The sequence below is a fragment of the Burkholderia catarinensis genome, from assembly GCF_001883705.2.
Taxonomy (GTDB): domain Bacteria; phylum Pseudomonadota; class Gammaproteobacteria; order Burkholderiales; family Burkholderiaceae; genus Burkholderia; species Burkholderia catarinensis.
Genome location: NZ_MDEQ02000002.1, coordinates 167,455 through 184,614 on the forward strand (window position 1 = coordinate 167,455; position 17,160 = coordinate 184,614).

Here is a 17,160-nt window from a genome sequence, read left to right on the forward strand (position 1 = left end):
TTCCTAGAGTTCAGCGCAAGCGGGCACTCATTTCGAGGAAAGTCGATGACCGACATCACGGATCACGCGCGCGGCGCATTGCGTGCGCAACCGTTCAGCATGCTGCTGGGCACGCAGCTGATGCATATCGGCGACAACGAAGTGTCGCTGTGCCTGCCCGTGCGCGAAGAACTGCGGCAGCAGCACGGTTTCGTGCACGGCGGCGTCATCAGCTATCTCGCGGACAACGCGCTGACGTTCGCCGGCGCGCTCGTGCTCGGCCCGCGCGTGATCACCGCCGAATACAAGATCAACTACCTGCGGCCGGCCGTGAACGGCACGCTCGTCGCCCGCGCGAAGCTCGTCTATGCGGGCCGGCACCAGGCGACCTGCCAGTGTCATGTGTTCGTCATCGACGGCGACCACGAGCGGCTCGTCGCGATCGCGCAAGGCACGATCAACCGCGTCGGCGACGGCAAGATGCCGGATGCGCCGGAAGAAACGGCGTGAACGACCGGAAGCGATTGTCGGCAGGCCGAACGACGTGTGTGGACTCGGACCGAACGGTCGAGCATCGCGGAAGGAACGCAGCGGACGCGCAGCGCGTCTTGCTCTAACGTTTCATCGCAGCAAGATAAACGGCATCGCGCTCACGGCGCCCGACTGCGACGACCAGTACGACGACTTCCGCATCGCGCACTTCGTAGACGAGTCGGTAGCCGACGCTGCGTAGCTTGATCTTGTAGCGATCCGGGTGACCATGCAGCTTTGCCGACGGTATGCGGGGATTCTCGAGCCGCTCGGCAAGCCTGGATTTGAACTGGTCGCGAACGGTGCGATCAAGCTTCTTCCACTCTCTCAATGCAGGCTCGAGAAATGCAAGTTCAAAGGTCATTCAGCTTGACCTTGACGACCTTCTCCTTGGCACGTGTGTTCGCCAGTGCATTGTCTTCGATATCTTCCAGACGCTCGACCATTGCTTCCCACGTCTTCGCAGGGATGCAATAGAACGCAGGTTCGTTGTGGTTCAGAATCGCGACAGGAAAGCCCTCTCCCGCCGCGACCGTCCCCATCGGGTTCCGTTTCAGTTCCGAAACGCTCGCCGTCACGCTGGCCAGAATGGTATGAGGCATGTCGACTCCTTCTTCAACAAGGCTTCAATTGTACTCCAGTTGAATCTCAATTTAGCACCAAAATTAGTACCATAAAAATTCCCGAGTTCCGGTACTGAAGCTCATTCAGAAAGCGGACAGAGTGCATCGACGTGCACACTACGCCGGATCCGCGTCATCCCCCTTCAGCGGCAGAAACCGCGGCGCCACCCGCGCCCGCACATTCCCGTTCTCGTCGGTCCGGTAGATCCCGCGTGCAACGTTATGCGGATGCGCGGCCGCGTCGGCCACGCTCAGCAGCGGGGCGAAACACGCGTCGGTGCCTTCGAGCAGCGCTCGCCAGTGCGCGGACGGCTGCTGCGCGAACACGTCGGCGAAACGCGCCTTCAGCGCGGGCCAGCGCGCGCGGTCGTACTGCGACGCCGGATCGACGTCGGTCAGCCCGAGCCGTTCGACCAACAGCGCATAGAACGGCGGTTCGAGCGCGCCGATCGTCACGCATTCGCCGTCCGCGCAGCGATACACGTCGTAGAACGGCGCGTCGTGGAAAAGGCTCGGCTGCGCGCCGTCGAGCTGCCCGTTCGCGCGCGCCCACAGCGCGAGCGAGCCGAGCATCGACACGATGTCGACGATCGCGCCGTCGACCACGCGCCCCGGCCCGCCGCCGCGCACGTCGAACAGCGCGCAGACGATCCCGAACGCGAGCCCGAGCGCGCCGCCCGCATCGCCGACGACGGTCGGCGGCACACCCGGCCGGCCGTCGCGCGGCGCGGATAGCGACAGCAGCCCGGTCAGCGCGACGTAGTTCAGGTCGTGCCCGGCCGCGGCCGCGAGCGGACCGTGCTGGCCCCAGCCGGTCATCCGCCCGTACACGAGCTTCGGATTGCGGCGCGCGCAATCGTCGGGCCCGAGGCCGAGCCGCTCCATCACGCCGGGCCGCAGGCCCTCGATCAGCGCATCGGCCTGCACGATCAGTTCGAGCGCGGCGTCGCGGCCGGCCGGCGACTTCAGGTCGAGTTCGACGATCGTCTTGCCTTCGCGCAGCAGGTCGCCGTCGCGGCCGCGCAGCGCGTCCGGCGAGCTCGTGCGGCCGGACGGGCGCGCGATCAGCGTGATCCGCGCGCCCATCCCGGCGAGCATCCAGCCCGCGAGCGGGCCGGGGCCGAGACCTTCGAATTCGACGATGTGGATGCCGGAAAGCGGCGCGTTCAATGGCATGGCGACCTCGCTGAAATGCAGTCGGGACAGGAGCGGCGAAACCTCCCGATTCTATGCGAATGCCTGCACGGGCCAGTCGCGCGCGGCTAGCCGGCCGCCTCGCCCGCGTGCTCGACCAGCGCCTCCCGCATCGCCCGCACGATCGCGTCGCGACGCGCGTCGATCCGCTCGACGGGCCCGGCCACGCCCATGGCCAGCGGCAGGCCGTTCCAGCCGTCCGCGATCACCATCGAGATCATCGCGGCGTCCCGCGTCACCGTATGCGCCGAATAGGAATAGCCGAGGCGGCGCGTCTGTTCGACCTTGTCGAGCACGACGTCCTCGTCGATCGTCCTGCCCGACTTCCCGAGCCGGCGGATGCTGCGCGACACGAGCCGGCGGATCGTGCTGTCCGGCTGGATGCTCAGCAGCGCCCAGCCGAGGCCCGACATGCAGATCTCGCGGCGCGTGCCGATCGGCGCATAGAACTGGACCGGAAGCGCATGGGCGCCCTCGACCGCATCGATGTACTGCACGTACAGATCGCTCTGCACCGCGATCACGACCGCCTCGCGCGTGCGTGCCGCCAGCCGCTTCGCGACTCCGTGCCAGTGCCGCCGGCTGCCGGCCGCCGAATCGACGAGCGCTTCGCCGAGATTGACGAGCCGTGCGGTGGGCGCATACGCGTGGGTTGCGTCGTCGTACGCGAGATAACCGAGCGCCTTCATGCTGGTCAGCAGCGCCGCCGCGCTCGACCCCGGATAACCGCAGCGCGTGGCGATCTCGCGCACGCTCAGCGGCCGCTGCAATGCGCTGAAGAGTTCCAGCACCTCGAACACGCGCGCCGCGCTCTTGACCACGTTTCCGCTCATCCCGCCCTCTCCGCAGCTACCGGGACGGGCCTTCCACATATGTGGAACGGAATTTCCCGCCGCCAACCGTCGTGACGATACTAGGCTTCGGCCCGCGACGTGAAGTCTCGCGGCACAGAACACACGGAGACACCATGGCAGCCTTTCTGATCCGTGAACGGCAGGGCCCGATCCTGACCGTCACGATGAACCGTCCCGACACCCGCAACGCCATTTCGGACACCGATGCGATCGATGCGCTGACCGAATGCTGCGACGACGCGAACCGCGACGAATCGATCCGCGTGCTGGTCCTGACCGGCGCCGGCACGACGTTCTCGTCGGGCGGCAACGTGAAGGCGATGCGCGCATTCATGGAATCGGGCCCGCACGATCCTGCCGCGATCCGGACGAGCTATCGCCGCGGCATCCAGCGGCTGGCGCATGCGTTCCAGCACCTCGAAGTGCCAGCCATCGCGGCGGTCAACGGCCCGGCGATCGGCGCCGGCACCGATCTCGCGTGCATGTGCGACATCCGCATCGCCGCCGACCGCGCGCGCTTCGCCGAAAGCTTCATCGCGCTCGGTCTCGTGCCGGGCGACGGCGGCGCGTGGTTCCTGCCGCAGATCGTCGGCCCCGCCGTCGCCGCGGAAATGTCGTTTACGGGCGACGCGCTGGACGCACAGGCTGCGCTGCGCTGCGGACTCGTGTCGCGCGTCGTTCCCGATGGCGACCTCCTTGCGCATGCGCACGAACTGGCCGGCCGTATCGCCCGTCACTCGGGCACCGCATTGCGCCTGACCAAGCGGCTGCTGCGCGAAGGCCGTCACGCGAGCCTCGACACGCTGCTCGACCTGTCGGCGTCGTACCAGGCGTTCGCGCACACCACCCCCGAACATCGCGCAGCGGTGAACGCGCTGTTCGCCGCGCGCGGGTGAGCTCGCCACGCGTCGAATACCGTGCGGCTGGCGCAAGCAGGCATGCCGAACGATCAAAACCCACATCGAAGGAAACATCGCCATGACCAGCAGTAACGAAGGCGCACTCGCAGGCGTGCGCGTGGTGGACCTGAGCCGCGTCTATGCGGGGCCGTTCTGCGCGCAGACGCTCGCCGATCACGGCGCGGACGTCATCAAGATCGAACCGCCGCAGGGCGACGAAACGCGCGACTGGGGGCCCGCGATGCCGAACGGCATCGCCAGCTACTACTGGGGGCTCAACCGCAACAAGCGCAATCTCGCGCTCGACCTGTCGCATCCGGACGGACGCGACGTGCTGTTCCGACTGCTCGACACGGCCGACGTGCTGATCGACAACTTCAAGCAGGGCACGCTCGAACGCTGGGGCATCGGCTACGAAGACTGCCTGCGCGAACGCTTCCCGCGCCTCGTCCATTGCTCGATCTCCGGATACGGCGCCGACGGCCCGCTCGCGCGGTTTCCGGGCTACGACGCCGTCGCGCAGGGGCTCGCCGGCTTCATGTCGATCAACGGCGAACCGGGTGGCATGCCGCTCAAGGTGCCGTTTCCGGTCGTCGATTACGCGGCCGGCCTGAGCGCCGTGTCGAGCATCCTGCTCGCGCTGGTCGAACGGACGCGCTCCGGGCTCGGGCAACACGTCGACATCGACCTGTTCAGCACGGCGCTGTCGATGCTGCATCCGGTCAGCACGAGCTGGATGGCGACCGGCGACGTTCCCGTCGCGACCGGCAACGTGTATGGCGCGATCGCGCCATACGGCGTCTATCCGTGCAAGGACAAGCCGGTAGCAACCGGCGCCGGCAACAACCGCACGTTCGCGCGGCTCGTCGAAGCGCTCGGTGTGCCCGAGCTGGCGCGCGATCCGCGGTTCGCGACCAACGCGCAGCGCGTCGCGCATCGCGAAGCGCTCGACACGCTGCTCGGCCAGCTGACCGCCGAACTGCATGCCGACGACGTCGTCGAGCGGCTGCTGCACGCCGGCGTCGCGACGGGACCGGTGAACACCGTCGCCGACGCGTTCGGTCATCCGCAGGCGGCGCGCAACGCGATGTTCGTCAACACCGATGCGTACACCGGCGCGGGCATCCCCGCCAAGCTTTCCCGCACGCCCGGATCGATACGCCGGCCGCCCCGGCCGTTCGCCGCCGACACCGACGCCGTGCTCGACGCGTTCGGCATCGACGCGGCGCGCCGGGACGCGTTACGGCAGGCGGGCGTGCTCCACGACACGCGCGCGGATGCCACCGGGAGCACGTCATGACCCCATCCGGCTCGTTTTCCTCGCTGACGGGCGACGACGCCCCGTCGATCCTGCGCAACGACGACAACGGCATCGCGTGGCTGACGATCCATCGTCCGCACGTCGCCAATGCACTGTCCGCCGAAGCGATCCGGCGCCTGTGCGACGAACTGGTCACGCTCGACGACACGCCTTCGATTCGCGTCGTCGTGATCCGCGGCACGGGCGAGCGCGCATTCAGCGCGGGCGTCGATCTCGGCGATCCCGAGATGCGCGGGATGCGGCCGATGCGCGGACTCGCCCGCAACGTGCATGAACTGATCCTGGAACTGCGCAAGCCGACCATCGCGGCAATCAACGGCTTCGCCGTCGGCGGCGGCTGCGAAATCGCCCTCGCCTGCGACTTGCGGATCGCCGCCGATCACGCGTACTTCGCGCTGCCCGAAGCGCGGGTCGGCATGGGCGCGAACTTCGCGAGCGTGCTGCTGCCGCGCATGCTGCCGCGCGCCATCGCGATGGAGCTGCTGTTCACGGGCCGCCGCTTCGACGCGGACGAAGCGCAGCGCGCCGGGTTGCTGAACCGCGTCGTACCCGGCGCCGCACTCGACGATACCGCGCGCGAACTGGCGCAGGCGATTGCCGCGAACGCGCCGCTCACGATCCGCCGCATCAAGGAAACCGCAACACGCAGCCAGGGGCTGCCGGTTGCCGCGGCGCTGCGGCTGGACGTCGGCCCCGACGTGTATGCGAGCGAGGACCGGATCGAGGGCGCCCGCGCGTTTCTCGAGAAGCGCAAGCCGGTGTTCAAGGGGCGCTGAGCCCGACGCGGCCCGGCGACACCACACGCGTAACCGCTCCCAGAACGCGGGCGCGCCAAGAAAAAAGACATGGAACGGAGACACCTTCATGCAACGGAAAGCATTCCTGATCGGCGCGTGCGTGCTGTGCACGGCGTCTGCACACGCGTCGTCGGTCACGCTGTACGGGATCGTCGACAGCTACGTCGAATTAGATCGCATCGGCAGCCTGTCGAGCGTGCGGCAGAGCGGCGGCGGATCGTCGACCAGCCGTTTCGGACTGACGGGCGTCGAGGATCTCGGCGGCGGCACGTCGACGAAATTCGTGCTGGAAAGCGGCTTCTCGCCGGCCGACGGATCGTTCCAGGGCGGCACGCTGTTCTACCGGCAGGCCTACGTCTCGCTGCAGAACACGCGCTACGGCGACCTCCGGCTCGGCCGGCAATACACGCCGGCGTTCTATATCGTGTACGACGGCGATCCGTTCGGACTCAATGAACGGCTGTCACCGCTCGCGCTGCTCGCGACGTCGACGGATACGATCACGAGCAACACGACGCCGCCGATTCCGCGCTTCAACCAGGCGGCGTCGTATCTGAGCCCCGCCTGGAACGGCCTGCGCGTGATGGCCACGTACGGCTTTCCGACACCGAACGCGCTGTCCACGCAAGCCGGGCGCAACTATGGCGCCGGGCTTCAGTACCGGATCGGCGGGCTCTATCTCGGCGCCGGCTTCCAGGGCGACACGTCGGCCGGCAACCTGTCGCCTGCCGTCTCCCCGTCGACGACCCGCCACTACGTGTTCGCGGCCAACTATGCGTTCGCGCGCGTCAAGCTGTACGCCGCGTTTCTGTACGGCGCCAGCACGGCGCAGAACCTGCCGGCGTTCTCGACTGCGAGTGCCGGCGCGTCGATCAACGTCGGCGCACTCGATCGCGTGCTCGTATCGGTCGCGCGCCGCGACGTGAAAGGCTCGGCGAACGACGCGACCGCGCTCGGCATCGGCTACGACCATCCGTTGTCGAAACGGACCTCGCTCTACGCGCGCTATCTCTACATGAAGAACGGCGGCGATGCCCGCAACACGGTCGTCGTCGGCCTGCAGCCGCAACCGGGCGGCACCGAGCAGGTGTTCGCGCTCGGCATCGTTCACCGCTTCTGACGGAGTGCCCATGACCCCGACCCTGTCCACCCGCCCGGCCGCCGTCGACGACGGCGCGACGCAGGCGCTCTACCGCCGGATCTCGCGCCGGCTGCTGCCGTTCCTGATCCTCTGCTACACGCTGTCGTTCATCGACCGGATCAACATCGGCTTCGCGCACGCGCAGATGGCTGCCGAATTGCACTTCTCCGACGCCGTCTACGGGCTCGGCGCGGGCATCTTCTTCATCGGCTACATGGCGTTCGAGATTCCGAGCAACGCGTTGCTCGTGCGGATCGGCGCGCGCAAGACGATTGCACGGATCATGATGCTGTGGGGGCTCGGCTCGGCCGCGACGATGTTCGTCACGACGCCCGCGCAGTTCTATACGTGCCGGCTCCTGCTGGGCGTGTTCGAGGCCGGCTTCTTCCCCGGCATCCTGTTCTATCTCGGCGCGTGGTATCCGCCGCGGCAGCGCGCGAAGGCGTTCGCGCTCTTCATGACGGCGCTGTACCTCGCGGGGATGATCGCCGGCCCCGTGTCGGGCGCCATCCTCACGTACTTCGACGGTACGGCCGGCCTGAGCGGCTGGCGATGGCTGTTCCTCGTCGAAGGGCTGCCCAGCAGCGCGCTCGGCATCGTCGCGCTGCGGTTTCTCGACGACCGGCCGGACGACGCGCGCTGGCTGTCGGACGCCGACAAGGCCGCGCTGCGCGCCGCACACGCGCGGGCCGAAGCCGGTGCACCGGACGGCAACGCGGCGCGGCCGCTGCTCGCGCACCGCGATTTCTGGCTGCTGTGCGCGGCCAATTTTGCGATCGCGGCCGCCGGCTACGCGCTCGTGTTCTGGATGCCCGTGATCCTGCATCGCGGCGGCCTGCACGGCGCAATGCAGATCGGGCTGCTGTCCGCGCTGCCCTACCTGTGCGGCATCGTCGGCATGCTCGGGATGGGCTGGCGCACCGAACGCCGGCGCGAATGGCGCGGGCATGGCGCATTCGCGATGCTCGCGTGCGCGGCGGCGCTCGCCGGGCTGGCGAGCGCCGCCGGCACATCGCACCTGATGATCGCGCTCTGCATCGCGGTCGCCACACACGCCGCGGCGCTGCCCGCGTTCTGGGTGCTGCCGGGGCTCGCACTGCCCAAGCGCTCGATGGCGGTCGCGATCGCCGCGATCACGATGTCCGGCGCGATCGGCGGCTTCGCAAGCCCGTTCCTGATGGGCGTGCTCAACACGGCCACCGGGTCGATGCGCGGCGGGCTCTATTTCAACGCCGCGCTGCTGGCGGCCGGCGCCATCGCATTGATCGGCACGCTGCGCGCCCGTGCAGCGTCGCGTGCGAACGCCGGCTGACGGCGCGACACATTCCTCTCCCACCCTGACCGACTCTCATGAATTTCGAACTCGAACTCGAACACCGGATGATCCGGGACCTCGTCGCGCGTTTCGTGAAGGACGAACTGATTCCGCTCGAAGCAGCCGTGATGGCGCGCGAGGCCGACGGCCAGCGCTTCGGGCTGCTCGCCGGCGAGCGCGCGCGACTCGACGAGCGCTCCCGGCAGCTCGGCCTGTGGGGACTCGACGCGCCGCTCGACGCCGGCGGCTCGGACCTGCCGGCCGTCGCGATGGTCGGCGTGAACGAAGCGATCGGCACGACCGTCACCCCGTACATCCTGCCGCCCGACTCGCCGAACCTGCGGATGCTGTGCGACGCGGCCGACGACGCGCAGCGCGCGCGCTATCTCGAACCGTACGCGCGCGGCGTCACGCGTGCCGCAATGGCGATCTCCGAGCCGGGCGCCGGCTCGGATCCGGGCGCGTTGTCGACGACGGCCGTGCGTGATGGCGATGGCTGGGTGCTGAACGGCCGGAAGATCTGGATCAGCCACGCCGTCGAAGCCGACTGGACGATCGTGATGGCGCTGACCGATCGAAGCAAGGGCAAGCGTGGCGGCATGTCGGCGTTCATCGTCGACCGCGACACGCCGGGCTTCGTCATCGAACGCCGGATCCCGATGATCGGCGGGCTGTCGACCTACGAAATCGTGCTGGAGCACTGCCGCATTCCCGCCGTGCAACTGCTGGGCCGGGAAGGCGCCGGTTTCGCGCCGATGCAGGCACGGCTCGCGAATCGGCGGCTGGAGATGGCTGCCTGGTGCATCGGCCGCGCCGAGCGCGCGGTCGCGCTGCTGTGCGACCATGCGAAACAGCGCAAGACCTTCGGCGTGCCGCTCGCGGAGCGCCAGGCGGTCCAGTGGTGGGTCGCCGACGCGCTGACGCAGATCCACGCGTGCCGCCTCATGACCTACGAAGCGGCCGCGCGCGTGGATGCCGGGCAGGATGCGCGCACGCAGATCTCGATGGTCAAGGTGTTCGCGACCGAAATGGCATCGAGCGTCATCGATCATGCGATGCAGACGCTCGGCGCGATGGGCATGACGAAGGAAATGCCGTTGCAGCAGATGGCCAGCGAAGCGCGGCTGATGCGCATCTTCGAAGGCCCGACCGAGGTACACCGTTGGGTCGTCGCGCGCAGCGTGCTCTGACCGCGGCGCACCGCCCGCCTTTACGATGGAGCTACGCGTTGAACACCCTGCATCTCGTCGATCCGGAAATCCGCCCGCTGCTGGAGGCCTGGCCGACCGTCACGCTCGGCGCCGACAACCTCGCGCAGTCGCGCGAACGCGTGCTGCCGCTGCCGCCGCCCGACCTTGCCGGCAGCACGCTCGAACGCCGCGCGGTGCCCGGTCCCGCCGGTGCGCCGGACGTCCCGGTCCTCATCTACCTGCCCGACGAACACGCGCGCCCGCTCCCGGCGATCGTCCACATGCACGGCGGCGGCTACGTGCGCGGCGCGGCGAAGGATCTCGAGGCGGTGCATCGGTCACTCGTGACGCAGCTCGGCTGCGCGCTGATCTCCGTCGACTACCGCCTCGCGCCGGAAACCGCGTTTCCCGGCGCGATCGAGGACTGCTACGCGGCGCTCGCGTGGGTCTTCCGCCAGGCCGGCACGCTCGGCATCGACGCGTCGCGGATCGGCGTGGCAGGCGAAAGCGCGGGCGGCGGGCTTGCCGCCGCGCTGGCGCTGCTGGCCCGCGACCGCGGCGAATACCGGCTCGCGTTCCAGCACCTGATCTACCCGATGCTCGACGATCGCACCTGCACGCGCACACCGCATCCGCATGCCGGCGAATTCGTCTGGCATGCGGCCAACAACCGGTTCGGCTGGACCTCGCTGCTCGGTCACGCGCCGGGCATCGACGGCGTGTCGCCGTACGCGGCGGCCGCGCGCGCCACGCGGCTCGACGGCCTGCCGCCCGCTTTCCTGTCGGTCGGTTCGCTCGACCTGTTCCTCGACGAAAATCTCGACTATGCGCAGCGCCTGCTCCGCGCGGGCGTGCCGACCGAACTGCACGTGCTCCCCGGCGGCGTACACGGTTTCGACATCGTGCCCGGCGCACGCGTCTCCGAAACAGCGCGCCGCCTCAGCCACGACGCGCTGCGCCGCTTCCTGCACGGCTGACCGAAACGACGCGGGCGGCCGAAGCCGCCCGCATCTGCGCCGATACAACCGGCAACGATCAGAACGCGTCGCCCGGCACGCGCACCCAGCCGTCCATCAGCACGCGCGCGCTGCGGCTCATGATCGCCTTCGTGACGGTCCACTCGCCGTTCGCCTGTCGCGCTTCCGCGCCGACGCGCAGCGTGCCCGACGGATGACCGAAGCGCACCGCGTTGCGTTCGCCGCCGCCCGCCGCCAGATTGACGAGCGTGCCGGGAATCGCGGCGGCCGTGCCGATCGCGACCGCCGCCGTGCCCATCATCGCGTGGTGCAGCTTGCCCATCGACATCGCGCGCACCAGCAGGTCGACATCGCCCGCGTTCACGCGCTTGCCGCTCGATGCGACGTAATCGGCCGGCTTCGCGACGAACGCGATCTTCGGCGTGTGCTGCCGCGTCGCGATTTCGTCGAGCGTATCGATCAGGCCCATGCGCAGCGCGCCGTGCGCGCGGATCGTCTCGAACTTCTCGAGCGCCTTCGCATCGCCGTTGATCGCGTCCTGCAACTCGGTGCCCGTATAGCCGATCGCTTCCGCCTCGACGAAGATCGTCGGAATCCCCGCGTTGATCATCGTCGCTTTCAGCGTGCCGACGCCCGGCACCGCGAGATCGTCGACGAGGTTGCCGGTCGGGAACATCGAGCCGCCCGCGCCCTCTTCATCGGCGGCCGGGTCCATGAATTCGAGCTGCACTTCGGCGGCCGGGAACGTGACGCCGTCCAGCTCGAAGTCGCCCGTCTCCTGCACCGCGCCGTTCGTGACCGGCACATGCGCGATGATCGTCTTGCCGATGTTCGCCTGCCAGATCCGCACGGTCGCGATGCCGTCGCGCGGCACGCGCGCCGGATCGACGAGCCCGCCGCTGATCGCGAACGGGCCGACCGCCGCCGACAGGTTGCCGCAGTTGCCGGTCCAGTCGACGAAGGCCTTGTCGATCGCGACCTGACCGAACAGGTAGTCGACGTCATGGCCGGGCCGCGCGCTCTTCGACACGATCACCGTCTTGCTGGTGGACGACGTCGCGCCGCCCATCCCGTCGATCTGCTTGCCGTACGGATCGGGGCTGCCGATCACGCGCAGCAGCAGCGCGTCGCGCGCGGCGCCCGGCGCCTGCGCGGCATCGGGCAGGTCCTGCAGCCGGAAGAACACGCCCTTGCTGGTGCCGCCGCGGAGGTAGGTCGCGGGAATCCTGATTTGAGGAATGTGAGCCATGTCTGTGTTCCCAATGTGCGCCTGTCAGGCCGCCTGCGACGATTCGAGGAAGTCCTGCGCGAAACGCTGCAGCACGCCGCCCGCTTCGTAGATCGACACTTCCTCGGCCGTATCGAGCCGGCACGTCATCGGCACCTCGACGCGCTCGCCGTTCGTGCGGTGAATCACGAGCGTCAGGTCGGCGCGCGGCTTGCGCTCGCCGATCACGTCGAAGGTTTCGGTGCCGTCGATGCCGAGCGTCGTCCGGTTCGTGCCCGGCTTGAACTCGAGCGGCAGCACGCCCATCCCGATCAGGTTCGTGCGGTGGATCCGCTCGAACCCTTCGGCGGCGATCGCCTCGACGCCCGCGAGCCGCACGCCCTTCGCGGCCCAGTCGCGCGACGAGCCCTGGCCGTAGTCGGCACCGGCGACGACGATCAGCGGCTGCTTGCGATTCATGTACGTCTCGATCGCTTCCCACATCCGCATGACCTTGCCTTCCGGCTCGACGCGCGCGAGCGAGCCCTTCTTCACCGCGCCGTCGACGATCGCCATCTCGTTGACCAGCGTCGGGTTCGCGAAGGTCGCGCGCTGCGCGGTCAGGTGGTCTCCCCGGTGCGTCGCGTACGAGTTGAAGTCCTCTTCCGGCAGGCCCATCTTCGCGAGGTATTCGCCGGCCGCGCTGTCCAGCAGGATCGCGTTCGACGGCGACAGGTGGTCGGTCGTGATGTTGTCGCCGAGCACCGCGAGCGGGCGCATGCCCGTGAGCGTGCGCTCGCCGGCCAGCGCCCCCTCCCAGTACGGCGGGCGACGGATGTACGTGCTCTGCGCGCGCCAGTCGTACAGCGGCGCCGCGCGCTCGCCCGCGTCGGCGCTGCGCGCGAACATCGGCTCGTAGACCTTGCGGAACTGCTCGGGCTTCACGCTCGACGCGACGATCGCATCGATCTCCTCGTCGGTCGGCCAGATGTCCTTCAGCGTGACGGGCTTGCCGTCCGGGTCGTGGCCGAGCACGTCCTTCTCGATGTCGAAGCGGATCGTGCCGGCGATCGCATACGCAACCACGAGCGGCGGCGACGCGAGGAACGCCTGCTTCGCATACGGATGGATGCGGCCGTCGAAGTTGCGGTTACCGGACAGCACGGCCGTCGCATACAGGTCGCGATCGACGATTTCCTGCTGGATCTTCGGGTCGAGCGCGCCCGACATCCCGTTGCAGGTCGTGCATGCGAACGCGACGATGCCGAAGCCGAGCTTTTCCAGCTCGGGCAGCAGGTTCGCCTCTTCCAGATACAGTTCGACCGCCTTCGAGCCGGGCGCGAGCGAGCTCTTCACCCACGGCTTGCGCACGAGGCCGCGCGCGTTCGCGTTGCGTGCGAGCAAGGCGGCGGCGATCACGTTGCGCGGGTTGCTGGTGTTCGTGCAGCTCGTGATCGCGGCGATGATCACCGCGCCGTCGGGCATCTCGCCCGCCTTCTCTTCCCACTGGCCGGCGATCCCGCGCGCGGCGAGATCGGACGTCGGCAGCCGCTTGTGCGGGTTCGACGGGCCGGCCATGTTGCGCACGACGCTCGACAGGTCGAACGTCAGCGTGCGCTCGTACTGCGCGTTGTCCAGCGTATCGGCCCACAGGCCCGCCGCCTTCGCGTAGGTCTCGACGAGCTTCACCTGCTCGTCGCTGCGGCCGGTGAGGCGCAGGTAGTCGGTCGTCTGGCCGTCGATGAAGAACATCGCGGCCGTCGCGCCGTATTCGGGCGCCATGTTCGAGATCGTCGCGCGATCGCCGAGCGTGAGGCTCGCCGCGCCCGCCCCGCGGAATTCCAGGTACGCGCCGACCACCTTTTCCTTGCGCAGGAACTCGGTCAGCGCGAGCACGATGTCGGTCGCGGTGATGCCGGGCTGGCGCTTGCCGGTCAGCTCGACGCCAATGATGTCGGGCAGGCGCATCCACGACGCGCGGCCGAGCATCACGTTCTCCGCCTCCAGGCCGCCCACGCCGATCGCGATCACGCCGAGCGCGTCGACGTGCGGCGTGTGGCTGTCGGTGCCGACGCAGGTGTCCGGATACGCGACACCATCCTGCGCCTGGATCACCGGCGACATCTTCTCGAGGTTGATCTGGTGCATGATGCCGTTGCCCGGCGGGATCACGTCGACGTTCTCGAACGCCTTCTTCGTCCACTCGATGAAGTGGAAGCGATCCTCGTTGCGGCGATCCTCGATCGCGCGGTTCTTCGCGAACGCGTCCGGATCGAAGCCGCCGCACTCGACGGCGAGCGAGTGGTCGACGATCAGTTGCACGGGCACGACCGGGTTCACCTTCGCCGGGTCGCCGCCGCCGTCCGCGATCGCGTCGCGCAGGCCGGCGAGATCGACGAGCGCCGTCTGCCCGAGGATGTCGTGGCACACGACGCGCGCCGGGAACCACGGGAAGTCGCGCTCGCGCTTGCGCTCGACGATCTGCTTCAGCGATTCGGCGAGGATTGCCGGATCGCAGCGGCGCACGAGGTTTTCGGCGAGCACGCGCGACGTGTACGGCAGCGTGTCGTAGGCGCCGGGCGCGATCGCTTCGACCGCGGCGCGCGCGTCGAAATAGTCCAGCGACGTGCCGGGCAGGGGTTTGCGGTTGGCGGTATTCATGATGTGGGGCGGGAATCGGGGTGTGACATTCCGCGCGCGCCGGCGGCCCGCATCACGGGGGGCGCCGGCGCGCGCGGCGGGCGATCAGCGCTTCTCGATCGGCACGAACTGCAGGTCTTCCGGGCCCGTGTAGTTCGCGCTCGGGCGGATGATCTTGTTGTCTACGCGTTGCTCGATGATGTGCGCGCTCCAGCCCGACGTGCGCGAGATCACGAACAGCGGCGTAAACATCGCGGTCGGCACGCCCATCATGTGATACGACACCGCGCTGAACCAGTCGAGGTTCGGGAACATCTTCTTCGCGTCCCACATCACCGATTCGAGGCGCTCGGCGATGTTGTACAGCTTCAGGTCGCTCGCTTCCTTCGACAGCTTGTGCGCGACGCCCTTGATCACCTTGTTGCGCGGATCGGAGATCGTGTAGACCGGGTGGCCGAAGCCGATCACGACTTCCTTGTTCTCGACGCGGCGGCGGATGTCGGCTTCGGCGTCGTCCGGCGAGCTGTAGCGGCTCTGGATTTCATACGCGACTTCGTTCGCGCCGCCGTGCTTCGGCCCGCGCAGCGCGCCGATCGCGCCGGTGATCGCCGAGTAGATGTCCGAGCCCGTGCCCGCGATCACGCGGCCCGTGAACGTCGACGCGTTGAATTCGTGCTCCGCGTACAGGATCAGCGACGTGTGCATCGCCTCGACCCACGACTTCGACGGCGTCTTGCCGTGCAGCAGGTGCAGGAAGTGGCCGCCAATCGAGTCGTCGTCGGTTTCGGTTTCGATGCGCTTGCCGTTGTGCGAGAAGTGATACCAGTACAGCAGTATCGAGCCGAGCGACGCCATCAGGCGGTCGGCGATGTCGCGCGCGCCCGGCAGGTTGTGGTCGTCCTTCTCCGGCAGCACGGTGCCGAGCACCGACACGCCGGTGCGCATCACGTCCATCGGGTGCGCGGACGCCGGGATCTGTTCGAGCGCCGCCTTCAGCGCGCTCGGCAGGCCGCGCATCGCGCGCAGCTTGGTCTTGTACGCGGCCAGTTCGGTCAGGTTCGGCAGCGTGCCGTGCACGAGCAGGTGAGCGATTTCCTCGAATTCGCATGACTCGGCGACGTCGAGAATGTCGTAGCCGCGGTAGTGCAGGTCGTTGCCGGTCTTGCCGACCGTGCACAGCGCCGTGTTGCCGGCCGTCACGCCCGACAGCGCCACCGATTTCTTCGGCTTGAATGCGCCTGCGGCGGCCGGTGCTGCTGCGTCTTTCGTCTCGCTCATGTTCCGTTCTCCAATGTGTATCGTGTCGGCCAGACTTAGCGCTTCAGCGCTTAGTCTGGCCCCATGCAAAGCCGTCGGCCGAACCGCGCCACGGCGGCGGGTTCGACCGCATGCAAAGCGTTCCGGAATCGTGTCCCGGCGCGCGGGCGCGTTACTTCTTGCCCTGCGCGAACAGCTCGTCGAGCTTGCGTTCGTATTCGTGATAGCCGAGGAAGTCGTACAGCTCGGCGCGCGTCTGCATCGTCGGCACGGCCGCCTTCTGCGTGCCGTCGCGGCGCAGCGTCTCGTAGAAGTTCAGCGCGGCCTTGTTCATCGCGCGATACGCGCCGCAGCAGTACAGCGCGATGTCGACGTTCGCCTCGCGCAGTTCGTCGAGCGTGAACAGCGGCGTCGAGCCGAACTCGGTCAGGTTCGCGAGGATCGGCACCTTCACGGCCGCCTTGAAGCGACGGTAGTCGTCGAGCGTCTTCATCGCTTCCGGGAAGATCATGTCCGCGCCGGCTTCCACATAAGCGATCGCGCGCTCGATCGCCGAATCGATCCCTTCGGCGGCAGCCGCATCGGTACGGGCCATGATCACGAACTGGTCGTCGGTGCGCGCATCGACCGCTGCCTTGACGCGATCGACCATCTCTTCGATCGGCACGACTTCCTTGCCCGGACGGTGGCCGCAGCGCTTCTGGCCGACCTGGTCCTCGAGGTGCACGGCCGCGACGCCGGCCTTGATGAACGAGCGCACCGTGCGCGCGATGTTGAACGCGCCGCCCCAGCCCGTATCGATGTCGACGAGCAGCGGCAGGTCGGTCGCGTTGGTGATCCGGTTCGCGTCGATCAGCACGTCTTCCATCGTGCTGATGCCGAGGTCGGGGATCCCGAGCGAGTTCGCGGCGACGCCGCCGCCCGACAGGTACACGGCCTTGAAGCCGACGGCTTGCGCCATCTTGGCCGCGTACGCGGTGATCGCGCCGACCACCTGCAGCGGCTGCTCCGCCGCGACTGCCGCGCGGAATTTCGCGCCGGCGCTCTGAAGATGCGTATTGCTCATGAACGGCCTCCTGAAGGAACGACCATTAACAGCAAGGACCGGGCCAGCTTGCGCGACGCCGCTAACCCACTGATTCTTAAGCAACCCGCACGGGCGATGCCGCATCCGGCTATTTCAATTCGGCAACTTCATGTTTCAAAAATGAAATCGCGCGCGCATAATCGACCGC

16 protein-coding genes are annotated in these 17,160 nt (G+C 68.2%); 8 read left to right on the forward strand and 8 right to left on the reverse strand.

Annotated features, from left to right (window positions below; all coding sequences use genetic code 11):
• Positions 1–45: 45 nt before the first annotated feature.
• Positions 46–489: a PaaI family thioesterase gene (locus BFF94_RS03965; RefSeq protein WP_128843463.1), complete on the forward strand. Its 444-nt coding sequence runs from the start codon at positions 46–48 to the stop codon at positions 487–489.
• 103 nt (positions 490–592) lie between these two features.
• On the opposite strand, the gene BFF94_RS03970 is transcribed toward BFF94_RS03965, so the two are convergent.
• The 4 genes from BFF94_RS03970 to BFF94_RS03985 all read right to left on the reverse strand — a co-directional run bounded on the left by BFF94_RS03970 (position 593) and on the right by BFF94_RS03985 (position 3,160).
• Positions 593–874, reverse strand: coding sequence for a type II toxin-antitoxin system RelE family toxin (locus BFF94_RS03970; RefSeq protein WP_128843464.1), 282 nt, complete (start codon positions 872–874; stop codon positions 593–595).
• Positions 864–1,112, reverse strand: coding sequence for a type II toxin-antitoxin system Phd/YefM family antitoxin (locus tag BFF94_RS03975; protein ID WP_128843465.1), 249 nt, complete (start codon positions 1,110–1,112; stop codon positions 864–866). Before BFF94_RS03975 ends, BFF94_RS03970 begins: the two co-directional genes overlap by 11 nt.
• A 138-nt stretch (positions 1,113–1,250) precedes the next feature.
• Entirely contained in the window at positions 1,251–2,309 is a 1,059-nt protein-coding gene (locus tag BFF94_RS03980; RefSeq protein ID WP_219139019.1) for a CaiB/BaiF CoA transferase family protein, read from the reverse strand.
• Between the two features lie 86 nt (positions 2,310–2,395).
• Complete coding sequence (locus BFF94_RS03985; RefSeq protein WP_128841996.1) at positions 2,396–3,160, reverse strand: IclR family transcriptional regulator; 765 nt, start codon at positions 3,158–3,160, stop codon at positions 2,396–2,398.
• A 134-nt stretch (positions 3,161–3,294) separates the two neighbouring features.
• Between BFF94_RS03985 and BFF94_RS03990 the strand changes: the two genes are divergently transcribed.
• The 7 genes from BFF94_RS03990 (at position 3,295) to BFF94_RS04020 (ending at position 10,821) form a co-directional block, all read left to right on the forward strand.
• Entirely contained in the window at positions 3,295–4,077 is a 783-nt protein-coding gene (locus BFF94_RS03990; RefSeq protein ID WP_128841995.1) for a crotonase/enoyl-CoA hydratase family protein, read from the forward strand.
• A gap of 82 nt (positions 4,078–4,159) precedes the next feature.
• On the forward strand, positions 4,160–5,380 hold the full coding sequence (locus BFF94_RS03995) for a CaiB/BaiF CoA transferase family protein (protein ID WP_128841994.1): 1,221 nt from the start codon (positions 4,160–4,162) through the stop codon (positions 5,378–5,380).
• A complete protein-coding gene (locus BFF94_RS04000; RefSeq protein WP_128841993.1) occupies positions 5,377–6,177 on the forward strand; it encodes an enoyl-CoA hydratase/isomerase family protein in 801 nt (266 codons plus the stop codon). The genes BFF94_RS03995 and BFF94_RS04000 overlap by 4 nt, the downstream gene beginning before the upstream one ends.
• Before the next feature lie 88 nt (positions 6,178–6,265).
• Positions 6,266–7,318 (forward strand): porin, encoded by a 1,053-nt coding sequence (locus tag BFF94_RS04005; RefSeq protein WP_128841992.1) that lies wholly within the window; start codon positions 6,266–6,268, stop codon positions 7,316–7,318.
• A gap of 10 nt (positions 7,319–7,328) precedes the next feature.
• Positions 7,329–8,651 carry an MFS transporter gene (locus BFF94_RS04010; protein WP_219139020.1) on the forward strand — a complete coding sequence of 441 codons (1,323 nt, stop codon included), beginning with the start codon at positions 7,329–7,331 and terminating at the stop codon, positions 8,649–8,651.
• A 38-nt stretch (positions 8,652–8,689) separates the two neighbouring features.
• Positions 8,690–9,844, forward strand: a complete 1,155-nt coding sequence (locus BFF94_RS04015; RefSeq protein WP_219139021.1) for an acyl-CoA dehydrogenase family protein — start codon at positions 8,690–8,692, stop codon at positions 9,842–9,844.
• Positions 9,845–9,882: 38 nt separating this feature from the next.
• A complete protein-coding gene (locus BFF94_RS04020; protein WP_219139022.1) occupies positions 9,883–10,821 on the forward strand; it encodes an alpha/beta hydrolase in 939 nt (312 codons plus the stop codon).
• A gap of 58 nt (positions 10,822–10,879) precedes the next feature.
• Here the strand turns inward: BFF94_RS04020 and prpF are convergent, their stop codons facing one another.
• The 4 genes from prpF to prpB form a co-directional block, all read right to left on the reverse strand.
• Complete coding sequence (prpF, locus tag BFF94_RS04025) at positions 10,880–12,070, reverse strand: 2-methylaconitate cis-trans isomerase PrpF (RefSeq protein WP_128841990.1); 1,191 nt, start codon at positions 12,068–12,070, stop codon at positions 10,880–10,882.
• Positions 12,071–12,094: 24 nt separating this feature from the next.
• A complete protein-coding gene (gene acnD / locus BFF94_RS04030; protein ID WP_128841989.1) occupies positions 12,095–14,689 on the reverse strand; it encodes a Fe/S-dependent 2-methylisocitrate dehydratase AcnD in 2,595 nt (864 codons plus the stop codon).
• Between the two features lie 84 nt (positions 14,690–14,773).
• Positions 14,774–15,946, reverse strand: coding sequence for a bifunctional 2-methylcitrate synthase/citrate synthase (gene prpC / locus BFF94_RS04035; RefSeq protein WP_128841988.1), 1,173 nt, complete (start codon positions 15,944–15,946; stop codon positions 14,774–14,776).
• 151 nt (positions 15,947–16,097) lie between these two features.
• On the reverse strand, positions 16,098–16,991 hold the full coding sequence (gene prpB, locus BFF94_RS04040; RefSeq protein ID WP_128841987.1) for a methylisocitrate lyase: 894 nt from the start codon (positions 16,989–16,991) through the stop codon (positions 16,098–16,100).
• Positions 16,992–17,160 lie beyond the last annotated feature (169 nt).

Bases quoted from the DNA above. Each gene is read 5' to 3' on its own strand.
- BFF94_RS03965 (WP_128843463.1), top strand. From the start codon at position 46: ATGACCGACATCACGGATCACGCGCGCGGCGCATTGCGTGCGCAACCG.
- BFF94_RS03970 (WP_128843464.1), bottom strand. From the start codon at position 874: ATGACCTTTGAACTTGCATTTCTCGAGCCTGCATTGAGAGAGTGGAAG.
- BFF94_RS03975 (WP_128843465.1), bottom strand. From the start codon at position 1,112: ATGCCTCATACCATTCTGGCCAGCGTGACGGCGAGCGTTTCGGAACTG.
- BFF94_RS03980 (WP_219139019.1), bottom strand. From the start codon at position 2,309: ATGCCATTGAACGCGCCGCTTTCCGGCATCCACATCGTCGAATTCGAA.
- BFF94_RS03985 (WP_128841996.1), bottom strand. From the start codon at position 3,160: ATGAGCGGAAACGTGGTCAAGAGCGCGGCGCGCGTGTTCGAGGTGCTG.
- BFF94_RS03990 (WP_128841995.1), top strand. From the start codon at position 3,295: ATGGCAGCCTTTCTGATCCGTGAACGGCAGGGCCCGATCCTGACCGTC.
- BFF94_RS03995 (WP_128841994.1), top strand. From the start codon at position 4,160: ATGACCAGCAGTAACGAAGGCGCACTCGCAGGCGTGCGCGTGGTGGAC.
- BFF94_RS04000 (WP_128841993.1), top strand. From the start codon at position 5,377: ATGACCCCATCCGGCTCGTTTTCCTCGCTGACGGGCGACGACGCCCCG.
- BFF94_RS04005 (WP_128841992.1), top strand. From the start codon at position 6,266: ATGCAACGGAAAGCATTCCTGATCGGCGCGTGCGTGCTGTGCACGGCG.
- BFF94_RS04010 (WP_219139020.1), top strand. From the start codon at position 7,329: ATGACCCCGACCCTGTCCACCCGCCCGGCCGCCGTCGACGACGGCGCG.
- BFF94_RS04015 (WP_219139021.1), top strand. From the start codon at position 8,690: ATGAATTTCGAACTCGAACTCGAACACCGGATGATCCGGGACCTCGTC.
- prpF (WP_128841990.1), bottom strand. From the start codon at position 12,070: ATGGCTCACATTCCTCAAATCAGGATTCCCGCGACCTACCTCCGCGGC.
- acnD (WP_128841989.1), bottom strand. From the start codon at position 14,689: ATGAATACCGCCAACCGCAAACCCCTGCCCGGCACGTCGCTGGACTAT.
- prpC (WP_128841988.1), bottom strand. From the start codon at position 15,946: ATGAGCGAGACGAAAGACGCAGCAGCACCGGCCGCCGCAGGCGCATTC.
- prpB (WP_128841987.1), bottom strand. From the start codon at position 16,991: ATGAGCAATACGCATCTTCAGAGCGCCGGCGCGAAATTCCGCGCGGCA.